The sequence below is a fragment of the Streptococcus oralis genome, from assembly GCF_023109005.1.
GTDB classification, from domain to species: Bacteria; Bacillota; Bacilli; order Lactobacillales; family Streptococcaceae; genus Streptococcus; species Streptococcus oralis_BU.
Genome location: NZ_JALDTU010000005.1, coordinates 1 through 26504 on the forward strand (window position 1 = coordinate 1; position 26504 = coordinate 26504).

General features: G+C 41.1%; 26 protein-coding genes. 19 read left to right on the plus strand and 7 right to left on the minus strand.

Annotated elements, in window-relative coordinates:
• Positions 1–311: 311 nt before the first annotated feature.
• From M1F56_RS05855 to M1F56_RS05870, 4 genes are all read left to right on the plus strand, one after another.
• The gene (locus M1F56_RS05855; RefSeq protein WP_181186998.1) at positions 312–4823 is read left to right on the plus strand and encodes a S8 family serine peptidase; all 4512 of its coding nucleotides are present in this window, start codon (positions 312–314) and stop codon (positions 4821–4823) included.
• A 495-nt stretch (positions 4824–5318) separates the two neighbouring features.
• The gene (glyQ, locus tag M1F56_RS05860; RefSeq protein WP_000038746.1) at positions 5319–6236 is read left to right on the plus strand and encodes a glycine--tRNA ligase subunit alpha; all 918 of its coding nucleotides are present in this window, start codon (positions 5319–5321) and stop codon (positions 6234–6236) included.
• Between the two features lie 211 nt (positions 6237–6447).
• A complete protein-coding gene (gene glyS / locus M1F56_RS05865) occupies positions 6448–8484 on the plus strand; it encodes a glycine--tRNA ligase subunit beta (RefSeq protein WP_167266268.1) in 2037 nt (678 codons plus the stop codon).
• 44 nt (positions 8485–8528) lie between these two features.
• Positions 8529–8786: a DUF896 family protein gene (locus M1F56_RS05870; protein WP_000377481.1), complete on the plus strand. Its 258-nt coding sequence runs from the start codon at positions 8529–8531 to the stop codon at positions 8784–8786.
• A gap of 82 nt (positions 8787–8868) precedes the next feature.
• Here the strand turns inward: M1F56_RS05870 and M1F56_RS05875 are convergent, their stop codons facing one another.
• From M1F56_RS05875 to M1F56_RS05885, 3 genes are read right to left on the minus strand one after another with little or no spacing between them, the layout of a single operon-like run.
• Entirely contained in the window at positions 8869–10113 is a 1245-nt protein-coding gene (locus tag M1F56_RS05875) for an NAD(P)H-dependent oxidoreductase (RefSeq protein WP_000673667.1), read from the minus strand.
• A gap of 17 nt (positions 10114–10130) precedes the next feature.
• A complete protein-coding gene (locus M1F56_RS05880) occupies positions 10131–10736 on the minus strand; it encodes an NADPH-dependent FMN reductase (protein WP_000915933.1) in 606 nt (201 codons plus the stop codon).
• An 18-nt stretch (positions 10737–10754) separates the two neighbouring features.
• Entirely contained in the window at positions 10755–11684 is a 930-nt protein-coding gene (locus M1F56_RS05885; protein ID WP_282184688.1) for an FAD:protein FMN transferase, read from the minus strand.
• A gap of 307 nt (positions 11685–11991) precedes the next feature.
• Between M1F56_RS05885 and nox the strand changes: the two genes are divergently transcribed.
• The 3 genes from nox (at position 11992) to pdxT (ending at position 14981) form a co-directional block, all read left to right on the plus strand.
• Positions 11992–13371 carry a H2O-forming NADH oxidase gene (gene nox / locus M1F56_RS05890; RefSeq protein WP_000036760.1) on the plus strand — a complete coding sequence of 460 codons (1380 nt, stop codon included), beginning with the start codon at positions 11992–11994 and terminating at the stop codon, positions 13369–13371.
• Positions 13372–13523: 152 nt separating this feature from the next.
• Complete coding sequence (gene pdxS, locus M1F56_RS05895; RefSeq protein WP_000138520.1) at positions 13524–14399, plus strand: pyridoxal 5'-phosphate synthase lyase subunit PdxS; 876 nt, start codon at positions 13524–13526, stop codon at positions 14397–14399.
• A complete protein-coding gene (gene pdxT / locus M1F56_RS05900; RefSeq protein WP_033584991.1) occupies positions 14400–14981 on the plus strand; it encodes a pyridoxal 5'-phosphate synthase glutaminase subunit PdxT in 582 nt (193 codons plus the stop codon).
• A 19-nt stretch (positions 14982–15000) separates the two neighbouring features.
• Here pdxT and trhA read toward each other — a convergent pair whose 3' ends face one another.
• Both trhA and M1F56_RS05910 read right to left on the minus strand, forming a co-directional pair.
• Positions 15001–15648, minus strand: a complete 648-nt coding sequence (trhA, locus tag M1F56_RS05905) for a PAQR family membrane homeostasis protein TrhA (protein ID WP_001097972.1) — start codon at positions 15646–15648, stop codon at positions 15001–15003.
• Positions 15645–16091, minus strand: coding sequence for a DUF1836 domain-containing protein (locus tag M1F56_RS05910; protein ID WP_247917147.1), 447 nt, complete (start codon positions 16089–16091; stop codon positions 15645–15647). Before M1F56_RS05910 ends, trhA begins: the two co-directional genes overlap by 4 nt.
• A gap of 134 nt (positions 16092–16225) precedes the next feature.
• On the opposite strand from M1F56_RS05910, the gene M1F56_RS05915 reads away from it, so the two are divergent.
• The 7 genes from M1F56_RS05915 (at position 16226) to trxB (ending at position 20580) form a co-directional block, all read left to right on the plus strand.
• Positions 16226–16720: a GNAT family N-acetyltransferase gene (locus M1F56_RS05915; RefSeq protein WP_247917148.1), complete on the plus strand. Its 495-nt coding sequence runs from the start codon at positions 16226–16228 to the stop codon at positions 16718–16720.
• The gene (locus M1F56_RS05920) at positions 16717–17232 is read left to right on the plus strand and encodes a methylated-DNA--[protein]-cysteine S-methyltransferase (RefSeq protein ID WP_247917149.1); all 516 of its coding nucleotides are present in this window, start codon (positions 16717–16719) and stop codon (positions 17230–17232) included. The genes M1F56_RS05915 and M1F56_RS05920 overlap by 4 nt, the downstream gene beginning before the upstream one ends.
• A gap of 12 nt (positions 17233–17244) precedes the next feature.
• On the plus strand, positions 17245–17601 hold the full coding sequence (locus tag M1F56_RS05925) for an arsenate reductase family protein (protein WP_247917150.1): 357 nt from the start codon (positions 17245–17247) through the stop codon (positions 17599–17601).
• A 156-nt stretch (positions 17602–17757) separates the two neighbouring features.
• Complete coding sequence (locus tag M1F56_RS05930) at positions 17758–18558, plus strand: amino acid ABC transporter permease (protein WP_247917151.1); 801 nt, start codon at positions 17758–17760, stop codon at positions 18556–18558.
• Positions 18558–19301, plus strand: coding sequence for an amino acid ABC transporter ATP-binding protein (locus M1F56_RS05935; protein ID WP_000590976.1), 744 nt, complete (start codon positions 18558–18560; stop codon positions 19299–19301). Before M1F56_RS05930 ends, M1F56_RS05935 begins: the two co-directional genes overlap by 1 nt.
• Before the next feature lie 77 nt (positions 19302–19378).
• On the plus strand, positions 19379–19603 hold the full coding sequence (locus M1F56_RS05940) for a DUF4059 family protein (RefSeq protein WP_007521457.1): 225 nt from the start codon (positions 19379–19381) through the stop codon (positions 19601–19603).
• A 65-nt stretch (positions 19604–19668) separates the two neighbouring features.
• On the plus strand, positions 19669–20580 hold the full coding sequence (gene trxB, locus M1F56_RS05945) for a thioredoxin-disulfide reductase (protein WP_007521459.1): 912 nt from the start codon (positions 19669–19671) through the stop codon (positions 20578–20580).
• A gap of 182 nt (positions 20581–20762) precedes the next feature.
• Here trxB and rlmB read toward each other — a convergent pair whose 3' ends face one another.
• Both rlmB and def read right to left on the minus strand, forming a co-directional pair.
• Complete coding sequence (gene rlmB / locus M1F56_RS05950; RefSeq protein WP_247917152.1) at positions 20763–21491, minus strand: 23S rRNA (guanosine(2251)-2'-O)-methyltransferase RlmB; 729 nt, start codon at positions 21489–21491, stop codon at positions 20763–20765.
• A 44-nt stretch (positions 21492–21535) separates the two neighbouring features.
• Positions 21536–22147: a peptide deformylase gene (def, locus tag M1F56_RS05955; protein WP_001272963.1), complete on the minus strand. Its 612-nt coding sequence runs from the start codon at positions 22145–22147 to the stop codon at positions 21536–21538.
• Positions 22148–22302: 155 nt separating this feature from the next.
• Between def and M1F56_RS05960 the strand changes: the two genes are divergently transcribed.
• The 5 genes from M1F56_RS05960 (at position 22303) to M1F56_RS05980 (ending at position 26444) form a co-directional block, all read left to right on the plus strand.
• Positions 22303–23622 carry a CapA family protein gene (locus tag M1F56_RS05960; RefSeq protein WP_247917153.1) on the plus strand — a complete coding sequence of 440 codons (1320 nt, stop codon included), beginning with the start codon at positions 22303–22305 and terminating at the stop codon, positions 23620–23622.
• A 249-nt stretch (positions 23623–23871) separates the two neighbouring features.
• Positions 23872–24138 (plus strand): hypothetical protein, encoded by a 267-nt coding sequence (locus M1F56_RS05965; protein ID WP_000570834.1) that lies wholly within the window; start codon positions 23872–23874, stop codon positions 24136–24138.
• Between the two features lie 56 nt (positions 24139–24194).
• Complete coding sequence (locus M1F56_RS05970) at positions 24195–24704, plus strand: hypothetical protein (RefSeq protein ID WP_001100687.1); 510 nt, start codon at positions 24195–24197, stop codon at positions 24702–24704.
• A gap of 278 nt (positions 24705–24982) precedes the next feature.
• Positions 24983–25807, plus strand: coding sequence for a Cof-type HAD-IIB family hydrolase (locus tag M1F56_RS05975; RefSeq protein ID WP_000593352.1), 825 nt, complete (start codon positions 24983–24985; stop codon positions 25805–25807).
• 1 nt (position 25808) lies between these two features.
• Complete coding sequence (locus tag M1F56_RS05980; RefSeq protein WP_000290634.1) at positions 25809–26444, plus strand: SGNH/GDSL hydrolase family protein; 636 nt, start codon at positions 25809–25811, stop codon at positions 26442–26444.
• The last annotated feature ends 60 nt before the right edge of the window (positions 26445–26504 follow it).

Genomic DNA, 26504 nt, shown 5'->3' on the forward strand with positions numbered 1-26504 from the left:
ATAATAGGCCACGCAAATGTCTTAACTGGAAAACTCCTTATGAAGTCTTCTATGAAGAAAATGTGCACTTAATTTGACAATTCAAGGTAGAAAAATCTAAATTATTTGTATAATAAAATAGTTTTATAAATTGAAATAAATGAACAAGTTTAGAAAATGTTGCTTTGATAGAACAAATAACACGAACGATAAAACTAAATAAGAACATTACATACGCAAATATTACATTTTTGTGACAATTCAGACTTTTATGAAAATTTTTGATTATTTGCGTTATAATAGGTATACTTTAAAGAAAAAGGAGATTATTTATGAATAGACGACAACGTTTTTCATTACGGAAATACAAATTTGGTCTTGCTTCAGTTTTATTGGGAACTGCATTGGTTTTTGGAGCAAGTCAAGTCAGTGCCAATGAGCAGAGTACAGGTGAAAATCAAGCTCAAACTCAGGAAATTAAGACAGAGCTAAAAGACGATAAACACTCAAACTCTGCGACTGACCAAACCAATAATAATGTGATAGCTCCAGTAGTTGGAGAGAAACAAGAAGCTGAAACTTCTAAAGAGGATGCTAGTAAACAAGATGCTAAGGTAGAAGCTCCGGTTGATAAAACTGCTGAAGCCCAAGAATCAGGAAAAGATAGCGCAGTTGCAAAAGAAGAAAATCAAGGTGTCGTTCAAAAAGAAACAACAGTCGATACCAGTACAGCGCCTGCTACTGAGAAGGCTTCTAACATAGAGAACAAAGAGGCTCCAGCAACGACAGCTCTTAAAACTACTGGAGAAACAGCAACTACTGAAAAAGAACAAGAAAAAGCTGAGTCTGCAAAACCCAATAGTATTTCAAGCAATGATATCATCACAGTACCGAAAACTTGGAAGGCTGGTTACAAGGGGACGGGGACCGTTGTTGCCATTATTGACTCTGGGCTTGATTTGAATCATGAGGTTCTTCGAATTTCGGACCCATCAAAAGCAAAATTTAAAAACAAGGAAGCCATCGAAGCAGCTAAAAAGGCTGCTGGAATCGATTACGGTAAATGGTATAGCGATAAGGTTGTCTATGCCTATGACTACTTTGACGGAACAGATAAGATCAAAGAAGCAGAAAGAACTTCTCATGGGATGCACGTAACAGGGATTGCGGCTGGAAACCCTGATAAAGAAGCACCAAATGGTGAAAAGGTCTATGGTGTTGCGCCAGAAGCCCAAGTCATGTTTATGCGTGTCTTTTCAGATCGCCAAAAGACGACTAGTTCAGCCCTTTATGTAAAGGCAATTGATGACGCAGTTGCCCTGGGAGCAGATGCCATTAATATGAGTTTGGGATCTAGCACAGGTTCTATGGTGGATGCTGGTTCTGATATTGTGGATGCCATCAAACGGGCTCGTGCCAAGGGAGTGTCTGTTCTTATCTCAGCAGGAAATAGCAATACATTCGGAAATGGTTATTCAAAACCGCTAGCTGAAAACCCAGACTATGGCTTGGTTGGAAATCCATCCACTGTTGAAGACTCAATTTCAGTTGCTTCTGTCAACAATAAAACATTGACAACAGCCGTTTTTGAAGTCAAAGGTCTAGAGGGAAATACCGGTCTTCATAACGGAAAATTTGATTATAATCAACCTGAAGCAGATAAGGACTTTGAAAAAGGAAAAGAGTACGAATACGTCGAAGCAGGGTTAGGTCGTGAAGAAGACTTTGCGAAGTTGGATTTAACTGGGAAACTTGCCCTCATTCAGCGTGGAGCCATGAATTTTTCAGAGAAGATCAAAAATGCACGAAAACACGGTGCAGTTGGTGCTTTGATCTACAATAATGTAGAAGGTGCAAACATCAATATGGCTATTGATGATGAAGCAAAGAAAATTCCTTCTGTATTTATTTCTAAACAGTATGGTGAAGCCTTAAAATCAGGAAACTACAAGATTGTTTTTAATGGTAAGATGGATAATCGTCCTTCTGATGTAGCCAATCAGCTATCTGACTTTTCAAGTTGGGGAGTGACTACCGATGGACAATTAAAACCAGACGTGACAGCTCCTGGCGGTAATATCTACTCATCCTTTAATGACAATACCTATGGTAGTATCAGCGGAACCAGTATGGCGGCTCCTCACGTTACGGGTGTTGCAGTTTTGGTTAAGGAATACCTTCAAAAACACCATCCAGAATTGACTCCTGAGCAAGTATCAGAGACTGTCAAGGCCTTGATCATGTCAACTGCAAAACCACATGTTAATAAGGACACAGGCACTTATACCTCTCCTCGTCAGCAAGGTTCTGGTATTGTTGACACAGCTGCTGCAGTGTCAACAGACCTCTATGTAACGGGTGAAAATGGTTATCCAAGTGTGACTTTAGGAAATGTTGGAGATCAATTTACTTTCAAGGTCACTGTACACAATATTTCAGATACTGACCGTACTCTCAAGATGGTAGTGAATGCCAATACAGACGAAGTCCAAGATGGGAAATTCACCCTTCGACCTCGAAAACTAACGGAGACAGTATGGCCTGAAGTGACGGTCAAAGCCCACAGCAGTCAAACAGTCACTGTTAAAGTGGATGCTCGAAAATTTGCTACTGAACTCAGCAAACAAATGCCAAATGGCTATTTCCTTGAAGGGTTTGTTCGCTTTGTAGATCCGGCAGATGATGGGGATATTGTGAGTCTTGCATTTATGGGCTTCCGAGGTGAATTCCAAAATCTCCCCGCTGTCGAAAAACCAATTTACAACCTTGTTCGAGAAGGGAAAAATGGATTTTACACAGAAGTAGACAAGGAAAATCCTGCCGTTAACTACTCTAATGATGCTACCTATCTAGCTACCTTGCAAAATGACCTTCTAGTGTCTAAAGGTCAACGCCAAGGACGACGAATTACCGTTCTTGGAATTGAACAAAATGCTGAAGGTAAACATGTTCTTCAGTTGGACGAAAAAGGAAATGTCCGTATTGCTATTTCTCCAAACGATGATGGAAACAAAGACCTGGTTGAATACAAAACGGTTGCTTTGAGAAATCTTGTAAATCTTCGTGCAACAGTTTATGCGGCTACAGATACCAAGCATGAACATCCTATTTGGGAGGGCGATGCAAAGGATCTTCGTAAGAATTACTTTGATGGAGACAGTAGAAATCTGAAGAGTTATATTCTAGATAATACTGCTTGGAGAGGCCAGGATTTTGATGGGAATACTGTTGCAGATGGTTTATATGACTATGTTATCAGTTATACACCAGACGTTCCAGGAGCTAAAGAACAATACACGACCTTTAAAATTCAAATTGATACTCAAAAACCTGTCATCACAAGTGGTTATATTCGCTTTAAAGATGGAAATCAAGAATTCGTAGCTCGTAAACCAAAAGATGTGGGTCAAGGTGGTATCCTTTCAGAAAAAGTCTTCTATATCACACCATTTGACCAGAAAGGGACCATGGTTTTAACTGGGAAAGACCAGTCTGGAACTCGTGCGGTTGAGAACACCCATCTGATTATGGCCAATGCTGACGGTAGTTATACACTTCCTAAGAATGTTGACAAGGCTAATATTTACTATCTTGTAGAGGATTATGCAGGAAATGTAGATTATATCTCACTTGCTGAACTTGTCCGCGATCAAAATAGTGGTCGAGTTAAAATTGACTTGAAGGATGCAAAAACAAATCAGGATATTGATACCCTCTACGTCTATCGAATCAAAAATAGCAAGGGACAATATGTTGATGTTGACAAGACAAAAGCGATTCATTTCTTACAATTTGGTCATTATACAGCAGAAATTTTCAGTTATGATCGAACAGAATTGAAATTTATCAGTGCCTTGTCCCAAGAGTTCGACTTGACGGAAGAAAATAGTTTCCAAACCATTACCTTCCTAGCAAATCTCCTAGAATATGCACCGGTGTCTGTTTCCTTCAATCAAGCAGTTCCAAAGACAACTACTGTGGTTCTGAAAGGAGAAGATGGGACAAGTATCACTCTTCCTGCTGAAAAATACGGTCAATACGCCTTTGGTAAGAAAGTTGCTACAGGTCGTTATACTGTACAAGTCACCTTGCCAACTGGATATGAACTCCTTGAAGATCTCGTTTCCTTGCTCGTTCAGCCAGGTCGAAATAATGCTTTGCGTCTATCTGTTGTGTCTAAGTTGGCCTTGATTGCTGCGGTAAATCAACAAAAAGAACTGGTAGAAATGTCTCGTTACTTTAATAGTAGTGCAGATAAGAGAAAAGCTTATGACCAAGCTTTCCAAGTGGCACAGTCAGCCTTGTCAAGCAAATTAAAGCAAGAATTGATTGATGGCGTTCTCGCTAGTCTTGAGGCTGCTGGTAAAGCTTTGGATGGAAAAGATTCGAACGTTACAGCCTTGAAAGAAGCTATGAAAGCTTACTACGCAACGACTAAAACTGGACGATATGCGAATGCCAAGGAAAAAGTACGTCGAGCTTATGATCGTGCCTTCCAAGAAATCGCCTTACTAGCTGTGGATCCTAAAGTCAAACAAGATCAAATTGACCAATCTCTTATTGCCCTAGCTACAGCTAAAAGCAAACTAAATGGCAAGGCCACAGACTTCTCTAGTCTAAAGAAACTGGTCAAGGATGAGCGCCTTTTCCAAGAAAAGAATGCGAGATTTATCTACGCAGATAAGAAAGAAAAAGCAGCTTATCTTTTAACTTTTAAAGAGGCACAGGAACTCCTTAAAGATCCAGGAGCGAGTCAAGAAGATGTCAAAGATGCCATTACAGCATTGAAACAAGCCAAGAGAAATTTACATGGCAAAAAACCAAAAGCGAAAAGACATCCTTAAACAGGACTTTCTGAAGCTTTACTATTAAATGAGTCTGGAACTTTGTTTTCAGACTCATTTTTGGTTTACACTAACTAGAAAATCTGCTATAATACTAGCTAGGAAAGAAAGTCTTATGGCGTTCTTCAGCGAGCTTGGGGTAGTGGGAGCCAAGTAGAACAAGGTAAGAAACTGGCGCTTTCTGTCGTATTTTTAAAAACAATGAAGTAATAAATTAGGGTGGAACCGCGTTTCTGACGCCCCTAGGTCACAGACTTAGGAGTAAAGACACGGTTCTTTTTGTATCCAAAGTCGCAAGAATTTATAAAAGGAGTAAACAATGTCTAAGAAATTAACATTTTACTGCGTCAGTGGCAGAGACCTCCTTACAGTCGGACTGCCCCACGCTCAGCACTAGAGTGCCTGAGCCAGACGCAGTACTAACTCGTCTTGCCTCGTGTAATCGACAAGGCAGACTCGTGTCGCAAAAAATCATTTTTTATTAAGGAGTATTCAATGTCTAAGAAATTAACATTTCAAGAAATTATTTTGACTTTGCAACAATTTTGGAATGACCAAGGTTGTATGCTCATGCAGGCTTATGATAATGAAAAAGGTGCGGGGACAATGAGTCCTTACACTTTCCTTCGTGCTATCGGACCTGAGCCATGGAATGCGGCTTATGTAGAGCCATCACGTCGTCCTGCTGACGGTCGTTATGGGGAAAACCCTAATCGTCTTTACCAACACCACCAATTCCAAGTGGTTATGAAGCCTTCTCCATCAAATATCCAGGAACTTTACCTTGAGTCTTTGGAAAAATTGGGTATCAATCCATTGGAACACGATATCCGTTTCGTTGAGGACAACTGGGAAAACCCTTCTACTGGTTCAGCTGGTCTTGGATGGGAAGTTTGGCTTGATGGGATGGAAATCACTCAGTTCACTTATTTCCAACAAGTTGGTGGATTGGCAACTGGCCCTGTGACTTCGGAAGTTACCTATGGTTTGGAACGTTTGGCTTCTTACATTCAAGAAGTGGACTCTGTCTATGATATCGAGTGGGCCGATGGCGTAAAATATGGAGAAATTTTCATCCAGCCTGAGTACGAGCACTCAAAATATTCATTTGAAATTTCGGATCAAGAAATGTTGCTTGAAAACTTTGATAAGTTTGAAAAGGAAGCTGGTCGTGCCTTGGAAGAGGGCTTGGTTCACCCTGCCTATGACTATGTTCTCAAATGTTCACATACCTTTAACCTGCTTGATGCGCGTGGTGCTGTATCCGTAACCGAGCGCGCTGGCTATATCGCTCGTATCCGTAACTTGGCCCGTGTCGTAGCTAAAACTTTTGTCGCAGAACGCAAACGCCTAGGCTACCCACTTTTAGATGAAGCAACACGAGCTAAACTCTTAGCAGAAGACGCAGAATAAAGAGAGTGATAAATTACGAAAATGGGCGAACAGAGTGAGCCTTGAGCCAGTTGCCGTAGTGATGAAGGTATCCTTAGTGAAGCTAAGGATACTAGGCAAAATTGGAGACTTTAGGCTCCAATTTTAGCAATGAAACAACGAAGTTGGTTGCTTGCGTGCCAATCACATAAGGCAAACTGGAAAATAAAAAGATACTTTTCGGAGAAAAAACATGACAAAAAACTTATTAGTAGAACTCGGTCTTGAAGAGTTACCAGCCTACGTAGTAACTCCTAGTGAAAAACAACTAGGTGAAAAAATGGCAACCTTCCTCAAAGAAAATCGTCTTTCCTTTGAAGCCATTCAAACTTTCTCAACACCACGCCGTTTGGCTGTTCGTGTGACTGGTCTTGCAGACAAACAGTCTGATTTGACAGAAGATTTCAAGGGACCAGCAAAGAAAATTGCCTTGGATGGTGATGGAAACTTCACCAAAGCAGCTCAAGGATTTGTCCGTGGGAAAGGATTGACAGTTGAAGATATTGAATTCCGTGAAATCAAGGGTGAAGAATATGTCTATGTTACCAAGGAAGAAGTGGGTAAACCAGTTGAAGCCATTGTTCCTGGTGTTGTAGATGTCTTGAAGTCCTTGACTTTCCCTGTCAGCATGCACTGGGCTAACAACACTTTTGAATATATCCGCCCTGTACACACTTTGACAGTTCTTTTAGATGAAGAAGAGTTTGACTTGGATTTCCTTGATATTAAGGGCGGTCGTGTGAGTCGTGGTCATCGTTTCTTGGGACAAGAAACCAAGATTCAGTCAGCATTGAGCTACGAAGAAGATCTTCGTAAACAGTTTGTAATCGCGGATCCTCGTGAACGTGAGCAAATGATAGTTGACCAAATCAAGGCAATCGAAGCTGAACATGGTGTACGTATCGAAATTGATGCTGACTTACTGAACGAAGTCTTGAACTTGGTTGAATACCCAACTGCCTTCATGGGAAGTTTTGATGCCAAATACCTTGAAGTTCCAGAAGAAGTCTTGGTGACTTCGATGAAGGAACACCAACGTTACTTTGTTGTTCGTGATCAGGATGGTAAACTCTTGCCAAACTTCATTTCTGTTCGTAATGGAAACGCAGAGCATTTGGAAAATGTTATCAAGGGTAATGAAAAAGTCTTGGTAGCACGCTTGGAAGATGGAGAATTCTTCTGGCGTGAAGACCAAAAATTGGTGATTTCTGACCTTGTTGAAAAATTAAACCATGTGACCTTCCATGAAAAGATTGGTTCCCTTCGTGAACACATGATTCGTACAGGTCAGATTGCCGTCCTTTTGGCGGAAAAAGCTGGTTTATCAGTGGATGAAACGATTGATCTTGCCCGCGCAGCATCCATTTACAAGTTTGACTTGTTGACAGGGATGGTTGGTGAGTTTGATGAACTCCAAGGAATTATGGGTGAGAAATATGCCCTTCTTGCTGGGGAAACTCCAGCAGTTGCGGCTGCCATTCGTGAACACTACATGCCTACATCAGCGGACGGAGCTCTCCCAGAGAGCAAGATTGGAGCCATTCTAGCCATTGCAGACAAATTGGATACGATTTTGAGTTTCTTCTCAGTTGGCTTGATTCCATCAGGTTCTAATGACCCTTATGCCCTTCGTCGTGCAACTCAAGGTGTAGTTCGTATCTTGGATGCTTTTGGTTGGCACATTGCTATGGATGAGTTGATTGATAGCCTTTATGCTTTGAAATTTGACAGCTTGACTTATGGAAATAAAGCAGAGGTCATGGACTTTATCAAGGCTCGTGTTGATAAGATGATGGGTTCTACTCCAAAAGACATTAAGGAAGCGGTCCTTGCAAGTTCGAACTTTGTCGTGGCGGATATGTTAGAAGTAGCAAGTGCTCTTGTCGAAGCAAGCAAGGAAGAAAACTTCAAACCGTCTGTCGAATCTCTCTCTCGTGCTTTCAACTTGGCTGAGAAAGCAGAAGGATCTGAAACAGTTGATCCTGCTCTCTTTGAAAATGAAGAAGAGAAAGCCTTGGCGGAAGCAGTAGAATCACTCGTTTTATCAGGGACTGCAAGTCAGCAATTAGAACAACTCTTTGCGCTTAGTCCAGTTATTGATGCTTTCTTTGAGAATACTATGGTAATGACCGATGATCAAGATATTCGTCAAAATCGATTGGCTGTTTTGTCGCAATTAACCAAGAAAGCAGCTAAACTTGCACGCTTTAACCAAATCAATACCAAGTAGACTCTCTATTAAACGAACTGTATCTTTTTACAAAGGAGATAAACATGGATTCAAAAAAAATCGCTCGTATCAACGAGCTCGCTAAAAAGAAAAAAACAGAAGGCTTAACTTCTGCTGAAAAAGTAGAACAAGCTAAACTTCGTGAGGAATACATCGAAGGCTATCGTCGTGCTGTTCGTCACCATATTGAAGGAATTAAGATTGTTGATGAAGAGGGAAATGACGTCACACCAGAAAAACTACGCCAAGTGCAACGTGAAAAAGGTTTACACGGTCGCAGTTTAGATGATCCTAACTCATAAAATGAAAGGGGGCTGTAGATGATTTACAAGCCCTTTTTCTGTTGTAATAACAAAAGGAGCCAAATGGCTCCTTTTTGGTTTCTTAGTTGCTTGCACCAGAAGTAGCGTCTGCGCCACCACCGTGGCCTCCAGCATCACCTGAATCAGAAGCGCCAGAAGTAGCATCAGCGTCTCCATGACCTCCAGCAGCAGGAGCAAATGGTCCGCTACCACCTACCAAACGTTGACCCGTTTCTTTTAGGTACCAGTCAAGCCATGGTTGGAAGTTAAAGACAATTTCATTGATACCAGCGTATGATCCGTCAGGATAGTACATCGCTTGGTAGTTGTGAGTATTGATGACGCCTGCAGGAGAACCTGGAACGATCGTACGGACGTATTCTTGGTTTCCGTTGCGAAGTGTTCCGATGACCCACTCTACATTCTTCATACGTGCTGGTGGAAGAGAATTGTGAACAGTCGACATACGGTTACCTGATTGAGGTGGTACACGTTTGGCAAACATGGTGTCTGGATCTTGGTGAGCGTTGTTGTAGTAGAGGAATTGGTTGTTATCGTCAGCGTATGTCAATTCAAATGGCATAGCTTTCAAGAACATATCAATTTGGTTAACCGTCAAGATACCGTGGTCCAATTTGACATAGGTATCACCAGAAACAGCTCCAGTGATTGCAGCAACTTTTTCTACCCATTCTGGATCGTCAGGATCAACTTCTGTAATGGTTGTAGCGATTGGTTTTCCACAATCCAAGTCTTCTGGTTCAATTGGTTTTGGTTTTTTCAATTTTGAAACGACTCCTACGTATTTTACAAAGTTATCTAAGCAAGTTTCAAGGAATTTAACAGTTCCTTCATTAGTGATATTTCCGTCGTTATCAAAAGCTTCCTTAGCTTTACCAAGAAGGAATTCATTACCTGGAAGCGTGTAGGCATTAACACCTGGAGCGTCAAGGATTTTACGAAGGTGAACTTGGGCACGTGATGTTCCTTGGTCATAGTATGATGCACCCACAATCATAACAGGCTTGTTTTCAAATGGATGAACTTCGTATGAAAGCCATTCGAGTACAGATTTGAGTGAAGCTGAGATAGTGTGGTTGTGCTCAGGAGTTGCGATAATGACACCATCAGCACGTGTAATTTTGTTATACAAGAAACGCAATTGGAAGCTTTCGTCCCATTTTTCGTCTTGGTTAAACATTGGAACTTCGTCGATTTCAAGGACTTCTAATTCAAATTTGAATTTGAAATTGCGACGAATAAATTCCAAGAGTTTGCGGTTATATGATTGATCGTAGTTTGATCCAACAAGTCCAACAAATTTCATTCTTTCGGTCTCCTATCTTACAAATTTTCCCAGTCAAATTCTTCTGCATCTTTACGAAGCAATTCTTGTGCGTTGCGCAATTTTTCAGTAATTTTCACGAAGATACGGAAGTCATCAAAAATAGCATCCAATTTCTTGATGACATCAAGGTCAACCAAGTCACCACTTGGGTTAAATGCTTGAAGAGAGTGTGAGAGCAAGAATTCATCTGGAAGAACATTTGCCTTGATTTCAGGAGCATTCAAGATTTGACGAAGTTGCAATTGGGCACGAGATGAACCAAGTGTGCCGTATGAAGCACCAGTAATCATGATTGGTTTGTTCAAAAGTGGGTAGATACCGTAAGATAGCCAAGCAAGAGCGCTCATCAAAACTGCAGGGATAGAGTGGTCGTACTCAGGAGTACCGATAATCACACCGTCAGATGCTTCAATTTTAGCTGCAATCTCAAGAATTTCAGCTGGAAGTTGCTTATCTGCTGGTTTGTTGAAAACAGGGATATCCTTGATTTCAACGAGTTCAATTTCAGCTTTATCCGCAAAGTGTTTTTGCATGTATTGGAGCAATTGGCGGTTTGTAGAACGTTTAGAGTTCGTTCCAACAATGGCAATAAGTTTTAGCATGAGATTTCCTTTCTCTTTTTACATAATACAATTTTGAAGGCCTGAAGAACATGCAAGGCGTCCCTCTTTGTCGATGAGAATGGCTTCGATACCATCTAAACTTTCGACTTGCCAGAGGATAGAAGCGCTACGTTCTCCAAATAGGCGGGTTGTCCAAATCTCACCATCAACGGATTTATCTGAGATAATCGTTAGGCTAGCGAGGTCTGTTTCGACAGGAAATCCTGTCTCACTATCAAAGATATGGTGATAGTCTTTTCCATCTACTGTCAGGTGGCGTTCATAGATACCTGAAGTGACAACGGATTTGTTAGAAGCAGGAATGGTTAGGAGATGATTGCCACGAGGATTTCGTGGATCTTGAATCCCAATCTGCCAGGCTTTCCCTTCTTTAGCTTGATTATTCCCGATGGTGAGGATATTTCCTCCGAGATTGATCAAGGCAGAGGTGACACCGTGTGCTTTTAAATACTGGGCAACCTTATCTGCACTATAGCCTTTGGCTAAGCAACCTAGATCAAGCTTCATTCCTTTCTTCTTTAAAAAAACAGTAGAGTTAGTCGGATCCAACTTGATAAAATGCGGGTCAACTAGAGGCAAGACAGCTTCGATTTCTTTAGAGTCTGGAAGCCGTGCATCTGCAAATCCGATTCGCCAGGTTTGAATCAAGGGACCAATACTGATATTTAGATGGCTAGACGGAGCTAGGCTGTGCTCTAGTCCAAGAGCAATCAGTTCAAATAGGTCAGGATGAACCTTAACAGGTGCGATTCCAGCCTTGTAGTTGATTTCCATCAGTTCGGATTCTTGACTATTGGCGTTGAAGCGGTATTCGAGCTCCTTGAGCAAGTCAAAAGCGCCCTGAAGCAGGATTTCTGCCCGCTCATCTACTAATGAAATCGTGATAGTTGTTCCCATTAGCCGTTCAGAACGTGAATGAAGAGACAAGCTACCAGCTCCTTTCTTTTCATAGGAAATCATTCAATATAAGTTGGTTAAAGAAAAATTAAACCCCTTACATTTTCTTTCCATGTAACTAGCATACCATAAAGTCAGCGTTTTCACAAATGGATTTTGACAAAAAGTCAAGAAATATGCTCAAAATTAGCATGAAAACGATAGAAAAATAATGTTTGCTAATATTAAGTGTATTTTTTTCTGAAAAAAAGAGAATTCTGAGCAAATACCTTGTAAACGCTAACAGTAAATGATATACTAGAAAAGTAAATCAAAAATTAAAGGTAGGAATTTTTCTATGAGTAAAATTGTTGTAGTTGGTGCTAACCACGCTGGTACAGCTTGTATTAATACGATGTTGGATAACTTTGGTCATGAGAACGAAATCGTAGTATTTGACCAAAACTCAAATATTTCATTCCTTGGTTGTGGAATGGCGCTTTGGATCGGGGAACAAATTGATGGCCCAGAAGGTCTCTTCTACTCTGATAAAGAAAAATTGGAAGCAAAAGGTGCTAAAATTTACATGAACTCACCAGTTCTTTCAATTGACTACGATAATAAAGTTGTGACTGCAGAAGTTGAAGGTAAAGAACACAAAGAGTCTTATGATAAATTGATCTTTGCGACAGGTTCAACTCCTATTTTGCCTCCAATCGAAGGTGTAGAAATCGTTAAAGGTAACCGCGAATTCAAAGCAACACTTGAAAATGTTCAATTTGTTAAGTTGTACCAAAATGCAGAAGAAGTTATCGAAAAACTTGCTGACAAGAGCAAACACCTTGAGCGCATTGCCGTTGTTGGTGGTGGTTACATCGGTGTTGAGCTGGCTGAAGCTTTCGAACGTCTTGGAAAAGAAGTGGTGCTTGTTGATATCGTAGACACTGTTTTGAACGGCTACTATGACAAAGACTTCACCCAAATGATGGCGAAGAACTTGGAAGACCACAACATCCGCTTGGCGCTTGGTCAAACAGTTAAAGCCATCCAAGGTGACGGTAAAGTTGAACGTTTGGTAACAGACAAAGAAACATTTGATGTGGATATGGTGGTTCTTGCAGTTGGTTTCCGTCCAAACACAGCTCTTGCTGACGGTAAGATTGAACTTTTCCGCAACGGTGCCTTCCTTGTAGACAAGAAACAAGAAACATCTATCCCAGGTGTATACGCTGTTGGTGACTGTGCGACTGTTTATGACAATGCTCGTAAAGACACTAGCTACATCGCTCTTGCATCTAACGCTGTACGTACTGGTATCGTTGGTGCTTACAATGCTTGTGGACATGAATTGGAAGGAATCGGTGTGCAAGGATCAAACGGTATTTCAATCTATGGTCTTCACATGGTTTCAACTGGTTTGACTCTTGAAAAAGCAAAAGCAGCAGGTTACAATGCAACTGAAACTGGCTTTAACGATCTTCAAAAACCAGAATTTATGAAGCATGACAACCACGAAGTTGCCATCAAGATTGTCTTTGATAAAGACAGTCGCGAAATCCTTGGTGCACAAATGGTTTCACATGATGCTGCAATTAGTATGGGAATCCACATGTTCTCACTTGCTATCCAAGAGCATGTGACAATTGATAAATTGGCTTTGACAGACCTATTCTTCTTGCCACACTTCAACAAACCATACAACTACATCACAATGGCTGCACTTACAGCTGAAAAATAACAATAGCTGAGCTATCTGGCCTTAAGTTAAGGTCAGATAGTTTTTTTAATCCATCTGTACCCAGACAATTATTGTTTTTCTATCTTGTACTTCATTCTAATCTGGCTTAAAATGAAATGGTAGCTACCAATACAAATGATGAGGATTAAGAAATGACTGAAAATCGTTATGAACTAAATAAAAACTTGGCACAGATGCTCAAAGGTGGGGTTATCATGGACGTTCAAAACCCTGAACAGGCTCGTATCGCAGAGGCTGCTGGTGCGGCAGCTGTTATGGCCTTGGAACGGATTCCAGCTGATATTCGTGCAGCTGGTGGGGTTTCCCGTATGAGCGATCCAAAGATGATTAAGGAAATCCAAGAAGCGGTCAGCATTCCAGTGATGGCCAAGGTCAGAATTGGGCATTTTGTTGAAGCTCAGATTTTAGAGGCTATTGAGATTGACTATATCGATGAGAGTGAAGTGCTGTCTCCAGCAGACGATCGTTTCCATGTAGATAAGAAAGAATTTCAAGTTCCTTTTGTCTGTGGAGCTAAGGACTTGGGTGAAGCCTTGCGTCGTATCGCTGAAGGAGCTTCCATGATTCGCACAAAAGGAGAACCGGGGACAGGAGATATTGTTCAAGCCGTTCGTCATATGCGCATGATGAATCAAGAAATTCGCCGTATTCAAAATCTTCGCGAAGATGAACTTTATGTGGCTGCCAAGGACTTGCAAGTCCCTGTAGAATTGGTCCAATACGTTCATGAACATGGAAAATTGCCAGTTGTAAACTTCGCAGCTGGAGGTGTTGCAACACCAGCAGATGCTGCGCTGATGATGCAATTGGGGGCAGAGGGTGTCTTTGTTGGTTCAGGTATTTTCAAATCAGGCGACCCTGTTAAACGAGCAAGTGCTATTGTTAAGGCCGTAACCAACTACCAAAATCCTCAAATTCTGGCTCAAATCTCTGAAGATCTAGGGGAAGCCATGGTTGGTATCAATGAGAATGAAATCCAAATTCTTATGGCAGAGCGAGGAAAATAGATGAAAATTGGAATATTGGCCTTGCAAGGCGCCTTTGCAGAACATGCAAAAGTGCTAGAAAAGTTAGGTGTTGTTAGTGTCGAAATCAGAAATTTAGATGATTTTCAACAACATCAGAGTGACTTGGTGGGTTTGATATTACCTGGCGGTGAGTCTACAACCATGGGCAAGCTCTTGCGCGACCAGAACATGCTGCTTCCCATCCGAGAAGCCATTCTATCTGGATTACCCGCTTTTGGGACCTGTGCGGGCTTAATTTTGCTGGCTAAGGAAATCATTTCTCAGGAAGAAAGTCATCTAGCGACTATGGACATAGTAGTTGAGCGCAACGCCTATGGGCGCCAACTAGGAAGTTTTTATACAGAAGCAGAATGTAAGGGAGTTGGTCAGATTCCCATGACCTTTATCCGTGGACCGATTATCAGCAGTGTTGGAGAGGGTGTAGAAATTCTAGCAACAGTTGATGATCAAATCGTTGCTGCGCAAGAAAAAAATATGCTGGTAACCTCTTTTCATCCTGAGTTAACAGATGATGCTCGCTTGCACCAGTATTTTATCAATATGTGTAAAGAAAAAAGTTGAGAAAAGATTCTCAACTTTTTTACATGTAATAAACAATAGCGATGTACTGAAGTGCAGATGCTGCTAGGATAAAGAGATGCCAAATCATGTGGAAATAAGGTTTTTTCTTAGCGTAAAATCCAGCTCCAACTGTATAACAGAGCCCACCAGTTACCATGAGACTCCAGAAAATTGGTGTTGTTTGACTGATAATGGCAGGAATGATAGCCAGAACCAACCAGCCCATGATCAGGTAAAGGGCAAGGCTGAATTTCTCATTGACCTTTTTAGCAAAGATTTTATAAAGGATGCCAAAGATGGTCGTTCCCCACTGAATGGCAATGATCAGATAGCCAAACCAGTTATTCATCAAAGTCAATACGACCGGCGTATAAGAGCCCGCGATAGCCACGTAAATCATAGAATGGTCGATGATTCGCAAGACGTATTTGTGGGTCGAACCATAGGCCATAGAGTGGTAAATGGTTGACGAGAGGAACATGAGAAAGAGACTGATAACAAAGATAGAAACGCCAAAAGATGATAAAAATCCGTGTGCTTCATAACTGTAGGTGGATGAAATAGGGAGTAAGATGAGCATGATAACGGCCCCCACAGCATGGGTCACGCTATTGGCAATCTCCTCTCCAAAACTGAGTTTTTTACTGAGCTTTAGGCTGGTGTTCATTGGATTTCCTCCTCTTCTTTGATAAGGATTAAGTCTAGAGTTTGATGATAGAGTTTAACCGTTTGACAGCTGGTTTGGATAATAGGATTTTCTGGATCAATCTCATGGTTCATGTAGTCCACAAAAGCGTCGTAGAGCTGGTCTGAGCTCGCTTGAGTTTGTAGAGTATTCAGTGTCTGAGCGATTTCTTGAATCGAAAAGACAGACTTGAGAGTGGTGATGGCAATCAAACGGGCAATCTGTTTGCGTTGGTATTTCTTCTTGTCTGGCTTTGTCAGGTAACCATGTTTGACATAGTTATTGACCATGGATGCTGTTAACCCCTTGTCTTTATCTGGAGAGATAGGGGCACAGACTTGATTGACATAAAGCAAAACCTGATCCAGATAGAGGTCAATGTTTGGAATGTCTTCCCATTTTGGGTAGGAAAAGTTAGAATTCATTTCCAACTCCTTTTTATCTAGTTTCAATAACTAGATTATAAAATAATAAAAAACAAAAGTCAAGTTTCAACTGCTTGTAGAAAGCTTTAAATTATGCTATGATGAGAGAAAATAGTTAGAAATGAGGGGAAGAGATGGAGATTCGTTTAGCTTTTCCAAACGAAGTAGATGCGATTATGCAGGTGATGGAGGATGCTAAAAAGTGCTTAGCCAAGTCTGGTAGTGACCAGTGGCAAAATGGCTATCCGAATGCAGACGTTATTATCGATGATATCATCTCAGGCCAAGCTTATGTGGCCTTGGAAGAGGGAGAACTGCTAGCCTATGCTGCTGTGACCAAGAGCTCAGAGAAAGCCTATGAAGCCATTTATGAAGGGAGTTGGCAGGGGGGAGAATCAGAATATCTGGTCTTTCACCGTATCGCTGTTGCAGCAGATATCCAAGGACAAGGTGTTGCTCAGACTTTCCTAGAAGGCTTGATTGAAGGTTTTGATTATCTAGATTTTCGTTCAGATACGCATGTACAAAACAAGGCCATGCAGCATATCTTTGAAAAGCTAGGCTTCCAACAGGTTGGTAAGGTTCCAGTTGATGGGGAACGTTTGGCCTATCAGAAATTAAAAAAATGAAGCAGAATACGTACGCAAAAATGCTCTACCCGTCGCCAATTGGAACCTTATCCTTAGTTGCTGACGAGCAATATCTGTATGGAATTTGGGTACAGGACCAAACTCACTTTGAGAGGGGATTAGGGGATGAAACGATAGAAGAAGTTGCTAGCCATCATGTATTAGAGCAAGTTATTTCCTATTTAGATACCTATTTCGAAGGCAGTGTTCAGGACCTATCTGACTTACCTTTGGCTCCTATTGGAACGGATTTTGAAAAGCGAGTCTGGGCTTACTTGCAGAGCATTCCTTATGGTCAAACAGTAACTTACGGACAAATAGCTCAAGATCTGCAAGTGGCTTCTGCCCAAGCGATTGGTGGAGCAGTGGGGCGTAATCCTTGGTCCATCCTCGTACCCTGTCACCGTGTGCTGGGATCAGGCAATCGTCTGACAGGCTATGCATCGGGAGTCGAAAAGAAAGCCTGGCTCTTGCAACATGAAGGTGCAGCATTTCAAGAAAATAAAAAATAGAAAGAAAAGAAGATGTTAGAATTTATCGAATACCCAAAATGTTCAACTTGTAAGAAAGCAAAAAATGAATTGGATCAACTTGGACTAGAATACCAAGATGTCCACATCGTAGAAGAAACCCCAAGTGAAGACGTGATTTTGAACTGGTTAGAAACTTCCGGTTTTGAAGTGAAACAATTTTTCAATACCAGCGGGATCAAATATCGTGAACTGGGCCTGAAAGATAAGGTGGGAAGCTTGTCAAAGCACGAAGCAGCCAAGCTACTGGCTAGTGATGGCATGTTGTTAAAACGCCCAATCTTAGTGGAAAGTGGAACTGTTAAGCAAATCGGCTATAGAAAATCCTACGGGGAACTGGGCTTGAAATAGTTTTTATCTATCTCCTTGATAGGTAAAATATATAGCTTCCCTGTTTTAAAGTGTGATAAACTAGAAGGTAGACAAATTCTGCTTTTCCCGTAGCAAATAATTTGCTTGCGAGCAGAAGTATGGTAGAATGAATCATTATCAGGAGAGGATGTTTTTATGACTGTTACAACACTTTTAGCATCAGATTGGTACCAGAACTTGATGCAGCTGATTCCAGACGGTAAGCTCTTTAGCTTGCGTTCGGTTTTTGATGGGATTCCAAGAATTGTCCAACAACTTCCCACAACTATCATGTTGACGCTTAGTGGTGCGATTTTTGGTTTGGTGCTAGCCTTGGTTTTTGCCATTGTTAAAATCAACCGTGTTAAGATTTTATATCCCTTGCAAGCCTTTTTTGTCAGCTTTTTAAAAGGGACACCGATTTTGGTTCAGCTTATGTTGACCTACTACGGAATTCCACTCGCTCTGAAAGCCCTCAATCAACAATGGGGAACCAGCTTCAATATCAATGCTATTCCAGCAGCAACCTTTGCTATTGTAGCTTTTGCCTTTAATGAGGCAGCTTATGCCAGCGAAACCATTCGTGCAGCCATCCTTTCTGTCAATCCTGGTGAGATTGAAGCGGCACGCAGTCTGGGGATGACCCGTGCACAAGTTTATCGTCGTGTCATTATTCCTAATGCAGCGGTGGTAGCTACTCCAACCTTGATCAATTCCCTCATCGGTTTGACCAAGGGAACTTCTCTAGCCTTTAGTGCGGGTGTTGTCGAAGTTTTTGCCCAGGCTCAGATTTTGGGTGGAGCCGATTATCGTTACTTTGAGCGATTCATCTCCGTAGCCCTTGTTTACTGGGTAGTCAATATCGGAATCGAAAGCCTTGGTCGCTTTATCGAGAAGAAAATGCAAATTTCAGCGCCGGATACAGTAACTACAGATGTGAAAGGAGACCTTCGTTAATGATTAAGATTTCGAATTTAAGCAAATCCTTTTCAGGTCAGACTGTCTTGGATCATCTGGACTTGGATATCCAAAAAGGGGAGGTAGTGGCCTTGATTGGTTCATCTGGAGCTGGGAAATCAACCTTTCTTCGTAGTTTGAACTATCTTGAAACTCCAGATAGTGGAACGATTCAGATTGACAATTTTAAAGTTGATTTTTCTCAGATTAGCCAAGAAGAAATCCTAACCCTTCGTCGCAAGTTGTCTATGGTTTTCCAACAGTTTAATTTGTTTGAACGCCGAACTGCTCTTGACAATGTTAAGGAAGGTTTGGTTGTTGTCAAGAAATTATCAGATGAGGAAGCAACAAAAATCGCCAAGGAAGAGTTGGCTAAAGTTGGTCTTTCTGACCGTGAAAACCATTACCCTCGCCACTTATCAGGTGGACAAAAGCAACGGGTTGCCCTCGCGCGTGCGCTTGCTATGAAACCAGATGTCTTGCTCTTGGACGAGCCCACTTCAGCCCTTGACCCGGAGTTGGTCGGTGAAGTAGAAAAGTCTATTGCAGATGCTGCCAAGTCAGGTCAGACCATGATTTTGGTCAGTCATGATATGTCTTTTGTAACCCAAGTGGCAGACAAGGTTTTATTCCTAGATAAAGGGAAAATCATCGAGTCTGGCACACCGGATGAAATCATCAATCATCCAAAAGAAGAACGGACAAAAGAATTCTTCGCTAGTTACAAACGGACTTATATTTGATATAATAGAAAAAGGAAAACTCAGTTAGTTGGACTAGCTGAGTTTACTCTTTAAAAAAGATAGAAACGAGAGAGATCATGCTGCTGCAACTGTTTTCTTTATATTTCGAGAGTTTGATCTTAACGACCATCCTTGTCGTGATTTTTCTGGGGATTTGGATTGGATTGAGAGCCATGTCTGGTGTGGACAAGACAGCCAAGGCTCGTCAAGCTCATCTCTATGATATGATTATGATTGGAGTTTTGGTCGTTCCGGTGTTATCCTTTGCCGTCATGAGTCTCATTTTAGTTTTTAGAGCATAATGCTTGCTAAATAAACTTCAAACAGTTAGAATAAAGATAGTTACAACAAGAAAGAAGGAATCGAAATGTACGATACAATTATTATCGGTGCTGGGCCTGCGGGAATGACCGCTGCCTTATATGCGGCTCGAAGCAATTTGAAAGTTGCTCTCATTGAAGGTGGTCTGCCAGGTGGGCAAATGAACAACACATCTGATATTGAAAACTATCCAGGTTATGCCAACATCAGTGGACCTGAATTGGCTGAAAAAATGTTTGAACCACTTGAAAACCTTGGAGTGGAGCATCTTTATGGCTATGTTGAAAATATTGAAGACCAGGGGGACTATAAGAAGGTAATCACTGATGATCAAGTTTACGAAACCCGTACTGTCATCGTGGCAACTGGGTCAAAACACCGTCTCTTGGGTGTTCCCGGAGAAGAAGAACTGAACAGTCGAGGTGTTTCTTACTGTGCAGTCTGTGATGGAGCTTTCTTCCGTGACCAAGATTTGTTGGTAGTTGGTGGCGGAGATTCAGCGGTAGAAGAGGCTCTGTTCTTGACTCGCTTTGCCAAGTCTGTCACTATCGTTCACCGTCGTGACCAACTTCGTGCCCAAAAGGTTTTGCAAGACCGTGCCTTTGCAAATGAGAAAGTCAACTTTATCTGGGACTCTGTCGTCAAGGAAATTAAAGGTGAAAACCGAGTAGAATCTGTCGTATTTGAAAATGTAAAGACGGGTCAAGTGACAGAGCAAGCCTTTGGAGGTGTCTTTATCTATGTTGGTTTGGATCCCGTTAGCGATTTTGTTAAGGATTTGAACATCCAAGATCAGGCAGGCTGGATTGTAACAGATAACCACATGAAGACTGCCGTTGACGGTATCTTTGCAGTTGGTGATGTTCGCCAGAAAGACCTTCGTCAAGTCACAACAGCAGTTGGAGATGGGGCTATCGCAGGTCAAGAAGCTTATAAATTTATCACTGAACATAGTTAATACTCTTCGAAAATCTCTTCAAACCACGTCAACGTCGCCTTGGATTATATATGAGACTGACTTCGTCAGTTCTATCTGCAACCTCAAAACAGTGTTTTGAGCAGCTTGCGGCTAGTTTGCTCTTTGATTTTCATTGAGTATAATCATAAAAAAGTTTCCAATCAATCTGATTGGAAACTTTTTTATAGTCGATTTCGGAAAACTTCGTACATGAGAATGGCTGCAGCCACACTGGCATTGAGACTTTGAACATGTCCATTCATGGGAATGGTAATCATCTCATCGACCTGTTTTTTGATGTTGCTAGAGATGCCTTTTCCTTCATTTCCGATGATGAGGGCGATTTTCCCTTTTGTATTCCACTTGTGGCAAGGAGTACCGTTCATATCCGTTCCAAAGGTCCAGAAGCCTTCGTCCTTGAGTTTTTCTAGGGTTTGACTGAGGTTGGTCACTCGGGCAATCGGTACATGCTCAATAGCACCTGTGGCCGTTTTGGCAACGACAGGAGTCACTCCGACGGCACGGTGCTTGGGAATGATGACGCCTGAAACATTGGTCGCATCAGCAGTCCTTAAGATAGAACCTAAGTTGTGAGGGTCAGTTAGACCATCCAGAATCAACAGAAGTGGATTTTCTTCTTGGCGTGTTTTGGCAAGGATGTGATCCAGCTCGCTATAGGCAAATTCGGACACTCGTAGAACAAAACCTTGGTGGACAGCGCCTTCGGTCATTTCAGAGAGGGATTTTTTTGAGGTCCAAGAGATGGAGACCTTTTTCTCAGCAGCCAGTTCCTTGACTTTCTCAACATTCTTACCTCGGAGATCATCTTGGAGGTAGAGTTTGTTTCCTGTATTTGCAAGGAGGGCTTCGGTAACGGCGTGGACGCCATAGACAATATCATTTGTTTTCATGCCTTTATTATAACACAAAACCCCGTCTTGCAACGGGATTTTCTTTATTCGAGGATGAGGAGTCCATCTTTGATAGCAAATGGGTCTTTCTCATTGATACGATCGTAGAACATGATTCCGTTGATGTGGTCAATTTCATGTTGGACAACGATAGAGTTGTATCCTTTGAGCTTGATACGGTGTTTTTCTCCGTCCTTGTCAAAGTAATCAACAGTGACGCGAGCATGACGAACAACATAGCCGGGAACTACACGGTCGACAGATAGGCACCCTTCTCCTTCACCGAGGGCAGCATCTTGAACAGAGTGAGAGACGATTTTGGGATTGTACATAACAGCTTGCAGGTCGTAGGCTTCCTGAGGAGTTTCACCTTCTTCCACAATATTTGGCACTAAAACAGCGATAATGCGTTTTGAGATATCTAACTGAGGAGCGGCCAATCCAACACCACCGCGGAGTCCCATCTTTTCAGCCATAACAGGATCCTGAGAATTTTTGAGGAATTGCATCATCTTTTCTCCAAGGATGATTTCCTGGTCAGACAGTGGGAAAGTGACCTCCTCAGCAACCGCGCGTAAAGTTGGGTTCCCCTCACGGATAATATCGTTCATATTAATTAAATGAGCAGCTTTTGTAATACGTTCTATAGCAGACATTTTCTCTCCTTTCATTACCTCTACATGATAACACAAAATAGGCGAGAAAGAAAGTAACAGAAGTTCCTAAAAAATAATATAATAAACGGTATTCCTCTTTTGTCTGTGGTATAATAAAAGAAAAGACTTGCAGTAAAAGCAAGGGGGGAATAAAGATGGAAAAGCGACAAGATAGACGGTCTCATGGTCCTATTTTTGGATTGTTGAAGGGTAGTATTGGTTTCTTTAGGAATTATAAATCTTGGACAAATGCCCAGTTTATTACGGTGCTGTTGCTTGCAGTTTCCTTGTCTATGGGGCTGAACTTGTTGACCCAAGCAGTACAAGGGAACAAGGGAACAAATCCGAGTGGTCAAACTCTTGATTCTGCTCAGACGTCTAGTCAGTCTAAGGAAAATCAGTCTGCCGAAACGACAGCTCGTATCATGGCAAATGGTGACCTTCTCTACCATATTCCTATCTACCGAACAGCTCTGAAAGAAGATGGAACCTATGATTTCCATGAAAATTTTGAGTATGTAAAACCCTGGCTCAAACAAGCGGATTTAGTGCTTGGTGATTTTGAAGGAACGGTGAACAAGGACCACTACTTGGCAGGCTATCCTCTCTTTAATGCACCAGGGGAAGTCATGGATGCGATCAAGGATGCAGGCTACCAAGTTCTAGACTTGGCTCATAATCACATCTTGGATTCTCAAATTGAGGGAGTGGTTTCGACAGCAGAAGCTATTGAAAAGGCAGGGATGACACCCATAGGAGTCTACACACATGAATCCCGTGACCAAGCTCCACTAGTTATCAAGGAAGTCAATGGTATCAAGGTAGCTCTCCTAGCCTATTCTTACGGTTTTAATGGCATTGAGCAGTATATCTCTCAAGAGGATTATAATCGCTATCTTTCTGACCTGAATGAAGATAAGATGAAGGCGGAAATCGAACGAGCTGAGCAAGAGGCGGATATTACTGTCATCATGCCTCAGATGGGAATTGAGTACCAGCTAGAACCGACGGAAGAACAGAAAACACTGTACCATAAGATGATTGACTGGGGAGCTGATATTATCTTTGGAGGGCATCCTCATGTCGTTGAACCTGCTGAAACCGTTGAAAAAGATGGTGACAAAAAATTGATCATCTATTCCATGGGAAATTTCCTCTCAAACCAACGCATTGAAACCATGCAAGACGAGGAAAATGCCAAGTGGACGGAGCGAGGAGTTCTCATGGATGTGACCATTAAGAAAAAAGATGGCAAGACAAGGATTGAAACTGCTAAAGCACATCCAACTTGGGTTAATCGAACTCCAAAAGGAACTTACTCTCCAGAAGGCTATCCGCTCTTCCTCTATCAGACCTATATCCTAGAGGACTTCATTGAGGGAGGCAGTTACCGTGACAAGTTGGATGAGGCGACCAAGGAACGAATTGACACGGCCTATAAAGAAATGAATGAACATGTAGGGTTGAAGTGGTAGACGCTCGCCCTAAAGGAGATAGGATGACGATTAAATTAATTGCAACAGAAATAGAGATTAAATGGATAATACAATAGAAGCAAGAAATTCCTTGGAATAAAGAGAGTTAGAGTTAAGGTGAAATTTGGTGCGAATGAAATAATTTGATTCGCAGAAGATGAAATTTAAAACGTTAAAAGAATTGGTATAAGGCAGTTTATCTTCCACAGGAACAAGCTGCGAATACACCGTCACGTTAGGACGTAGCTTATGATTGAAAAAACAGTAACAGTTAACGACAAAGAAGTGAAGTTCAAATCATCAGCTACCATTCCACGTTTGTATCGTATCAAGTTCAAGCGTGATATTTTTAAAGATTTAGCTAAACTAGAAAAATCATTTAAAGTCAACGAACAAAGTTTTGAGATTGAAGATTTAGAGATTTTTGAGAATGTGGCATGTATTATGGCGTATCACGCAGATAAAACTATTCCTCCAACCATTGATGAATGGTTAGATGAGTTTGATAGGTTTTAGAAATAGGTATTTAGTAGTATAATAAGAGTTACAATACACATGGAGGTAGCTTATATATGAATGTAATATGTTCTGAATTATTTTGGACAGCATTATCTGCTGTAGGGACAATTGGAGCCGTTATTGTAGCTTTATGGCAAATATTAAGACCTAAATCAAGAAAATTATTAGTAAGTAGTACATTCTCTCAGTATCTGGATAAGAAGATGCTGGAGTTTGTAATTACATTGGAAAACATGGGTGATGTTCCCATAATTATAAAAGAATGTGGATTTGGAAAGTTTACAACTAAGGAAGGGAATCAAAAGTTTCTTACAGGTAAAAATGTTAAATTTATAGATAAGAAATTAATCAATGTAATTGATACTTCTATGAATAATTATGTCAATGATGCTAAATTTCCTTTATTAATAAAATCAGGAGAAGCTGTTTTAATTACTTATGAATATATAAGCGAAAAATCTTTTGAATTTGATGATGAATTTATCACTCAACAAACAGAATATAAGTATTTCACTAAAGGAATAGCAGCAGTGAGAGATTCGAGAAATAGGATTTATCTATAAAACAATACATGATCACGGCATTTAATGAAAAACTCTTCAACACATTAGTGGAAAAAATGGTCATACACACAAAAGATAAAGTAGAAGTCCACTTCAAAAACGGTCAGGTCATAGAAATATGATCTGACTGTTTTTATGAATGGAATGAGACATTCATTTTATGATATAATATAAAGGATTAACAGAGATGAGAAATGATGGGGGTTGCCTAAATCGTTAAAAGATGCACACCCTAAATGCCCTTTGCACAGCCCTAATAATAAAAAGGAGCTAATTGTATGATAAAACTCATTGCAACAGATATGGATGGAACCTTGTTGGATCCAAGAGGGCAACTGGACTTGCCACGTTTAGAAAAGATTTTAGACCAATTAGATGAACGAGGTATCCGTTTTGTCATTGCGACGGGAAATGAGGTTCATCGAATGAGGCAATTATTAGAACACTTGGCGAGTCGAGTGATCTTGGTTGTTGCTAACGGCGCTCGTATATTTGAGTATGATACATTACTTCAAGCTCAGACCTGGGATGATGCTATGGTTGACAAGGCTCTCCTTCATTTTAAAGGGAGAGAGTGTCGAGATCAGTTCGTCGTTACCAGTATGAATGGGAGTTTTGTCAAGAAAGGAACTGTTTTTACAGAACTTGATAAATTTATGACTCCTGAGATGATTGAAAAACTCTATCGGCATACAAACTTTGTTGAAGAGCTCAGATCGGATCTCTTTGGTGGAGTGCTTAAAATGAGCATGGTCGTTGGTGAAGAACGATCAAGTTCTGTTTTGCGGGAAATCAATGACCTCTTTAATGGGCATGTAAGAGCTGTTTCCAGTGGTTATGGTTGTATCGATATCCTACAGGCTGGTGTTCACAAGGCTTGGGGATTGGAAGAATTACTCAAGCGCTGGAATTTGCAATCGGAACAAGTCATGGCTTTTGGTGACAGTGAAAATGATGTCGAAATGTTAGAGCTGGCTGGAATTGCCTATGCGATGGAAAATGCAGATGATAATGTCAAGGCAGTTGCGACTGCCCTAGCACCAGCTAACAGCCAGGCGGGCGTTTATCAAGTTCTAGAGAATTGGTTAGAGAAAGAGGGATAGGGTGGCAGTACAGTTATTAGAGAATTGGCTCTTAAAGGAGCAGGAAAAAATTCAAACCAAGTATCGTGAATTGAATCAAGTATCTGTTCTAGAGCCAGATATCATCTTTATTGGTGATTCGATAGTGGAATATTACCCTCTTCAAGAGTTGTTTGGGGTTGCCAAGACGATTGTTAATCGTGGCATCCGAGGTTACCAAACTGGACTTTTAATAGATAACCTTGATGCACATCTGTATGGTGATGCTGTCGATCAGATTGTTCTCTTAATTGGGACAAATGATATTGGAAAAGATATTCCCATGAATGAAGCCTTGGATAATCTCGAGCGTGTAATCCAATCGATTGCCCGAGAATATCCGCTGTCACAAATAAAGCTCCTTTCTATTCTGCCAGTCAATGAGGGAGAGAAATACAAGCAGACTGTTTATATCCGAACCAATGAAAAGATTAGAGAATGGAATCAAGCCTATGAGGCTCTAACATCCGCCTATATGCAGGTAGATTTTGTGCCTGTTTATGATAGTTTGATAGATTCAGAAGTACAACTCAAAAAAGACTATACAACAGATGGCCTTCATCTAAGTGTAGCCGGTTATCAAGTCTTATCGGAAGCCTTAAAAGGGGTTCTTTTCTAAAGAGGTGGCTTGATTTTGCATTTTTCATGAAGATAGGTTATAATGGTTCTATCGTCTTTT

Coding starts and splice junctions, on each gene's coding strand:
- M1F56_RS05855 (WP_181186998.1), top strand. CDS start 312: ATGAATAGACGACAACGTTTTTCATTACGGAAATACAAATTTGGTCTT.
- glyQ (WP_000038746.1), top strand. CDS start 5,319: ATGTCTAAGAAATTAACATTTCAAGAAATTATTTTGACTTTGCAACAA.
- glyS (WP_167266268.1), top strand. CDS start 6,448: ATGACAAAAAACTTATTAGTAGAACTCGGTCTTGAAGAGTTACCAGCC.
- M1F56_RS05870 (WP_000377481.1), top strand. CDS start 8,529: ATGGATTCAAAAAAAATCGCTCGTATCAACGAGCTCGCTAAAAAGAAA.
- M1F56_RS05875 (WP_000673667.1), bottom strand. CDS start 10,113: ATGAAATTTGTTGGACTTGTTGGATCAAACTACGATCAATCATATAAC.
- M1F56_RS05880 (WP_000915933.1), bottom strand. CDS start 10,736: ATGCTAAAACTTATTGCCATTGTTGGAACGAACTCTAAACGTTCTACA.
- nox (WP_000036760.1), top strand. CDS start 11,992: ATGAGTAAAATTGTTGTAGTTGGTGCTAACCACGCTGGTACAGCTTGT.
- pdxS (WP_000138520.1), top strand. CDS start 13,524: ATGACTGAAAATCGTTATGAACTAAATAAAAACTTGGCACAGATGCTC.
- pdxT (WP_033584991.1), top strand. CDS start 14,400: ATGAAAATTGGAATATTGGCCTTGCAAGGCGCCTTTGCAGAACATGCA.
- trhA (WP_001097972.1), bottom strand. CDS start 15,648: ATGAACACCAGCCTAAAGCTCAGTAAAAAACTCAGTTTTGGAGAGGAG.
- M1F56_RS05910 (WP_247917147.1), bottom strand. CDS start 16,091: ATGAATTCTAACTTTTCCTACCCAAAATGGGAAGACATTCCAAACATT.
- M1F56_RS05915 (WP_247917148.1), top strand. CDS start 16,226: ATGGAGATTCGTTTAGCTTTTCCAAACGAAGTAGATGCGATTATGCAG.
- M1F56_RS05920 (WP_247917149.1), top strand. CDS start 16,717: ATGAAGCAGAATACGTACGCAAAAATGCTCTACCCGTCGCCAATTGGA.
- M1F56_RS05925 (WP_247917150.1), top strand. CDS start 17,245: ATGTTAGAATTTATCGAATACCCAAAATGTTCAACTTGTAAGAAAGCA.
- M1F56_RS05930 (WP_247917151.1), top strand. CDS start 17,758: ATGACTGTTACAACACTTTTAGCATCAGATTGGTACCAGAACTTGATG.
- M1F56_RS05935 (WP_000590976.1), top strand. CDS start 18,558: ATGATTAAGATTTCGAATTTAAGCAAATCCTTTTCAGGTCAGACTGTC.
- M1F56_RS05940 (WP_007521457.1), top strand. CDS start 19,379: ATGCTGCTGCAACTGTTTTCTTTATATTTCGAGAGTTTGATCTTAACG.
- trxB (WP_007521459.1), top strand. CDS start 19,669: ATGTACGATACAATTATTATCGGTGCTGGGCCTGCGGGAATGACCGCT.
- rlmB (WP_247917152.1), bottom strand. CDS start 21,491: ATGAAAACAAATGATATTGTCTATGGCGTCCACGCCGTTACCGAAGCC.
- def (WP_001272963.1), bottom strand. CDS start 22,147: ATGTCTGCTATAGAACGTATTACAAAAGCTGCTCATTTAATTAATATG.
- M1F56_RS05960 (WP_247917153.1), top strand. CDS start 22,303: ATGGAAAAGCGACAAGATAGACGGTCTCATGGTCCTATTTTTGGATTG.
- M1F56_RS05965 (WP_000570834.1), top strand. CDS start 23,872: ATGATTGAAAAAACAGTAACAGTTAACGACAAAGAAGTGAAGTTCAAA.
- M1F56_RS05970 (WP_001100687.1), top strand. CDS start 24,195: ATGAATGTAATATGTTCTGAATTATTTTGGACAGCATTATCTGCTGTA.
- M1F56_RS05975 (WP_000593352.1), top strand. CDS start 24,983: ATGATAAAACTCATTGCAACAGATATGGATGGAACCTTGTTGGATCCA.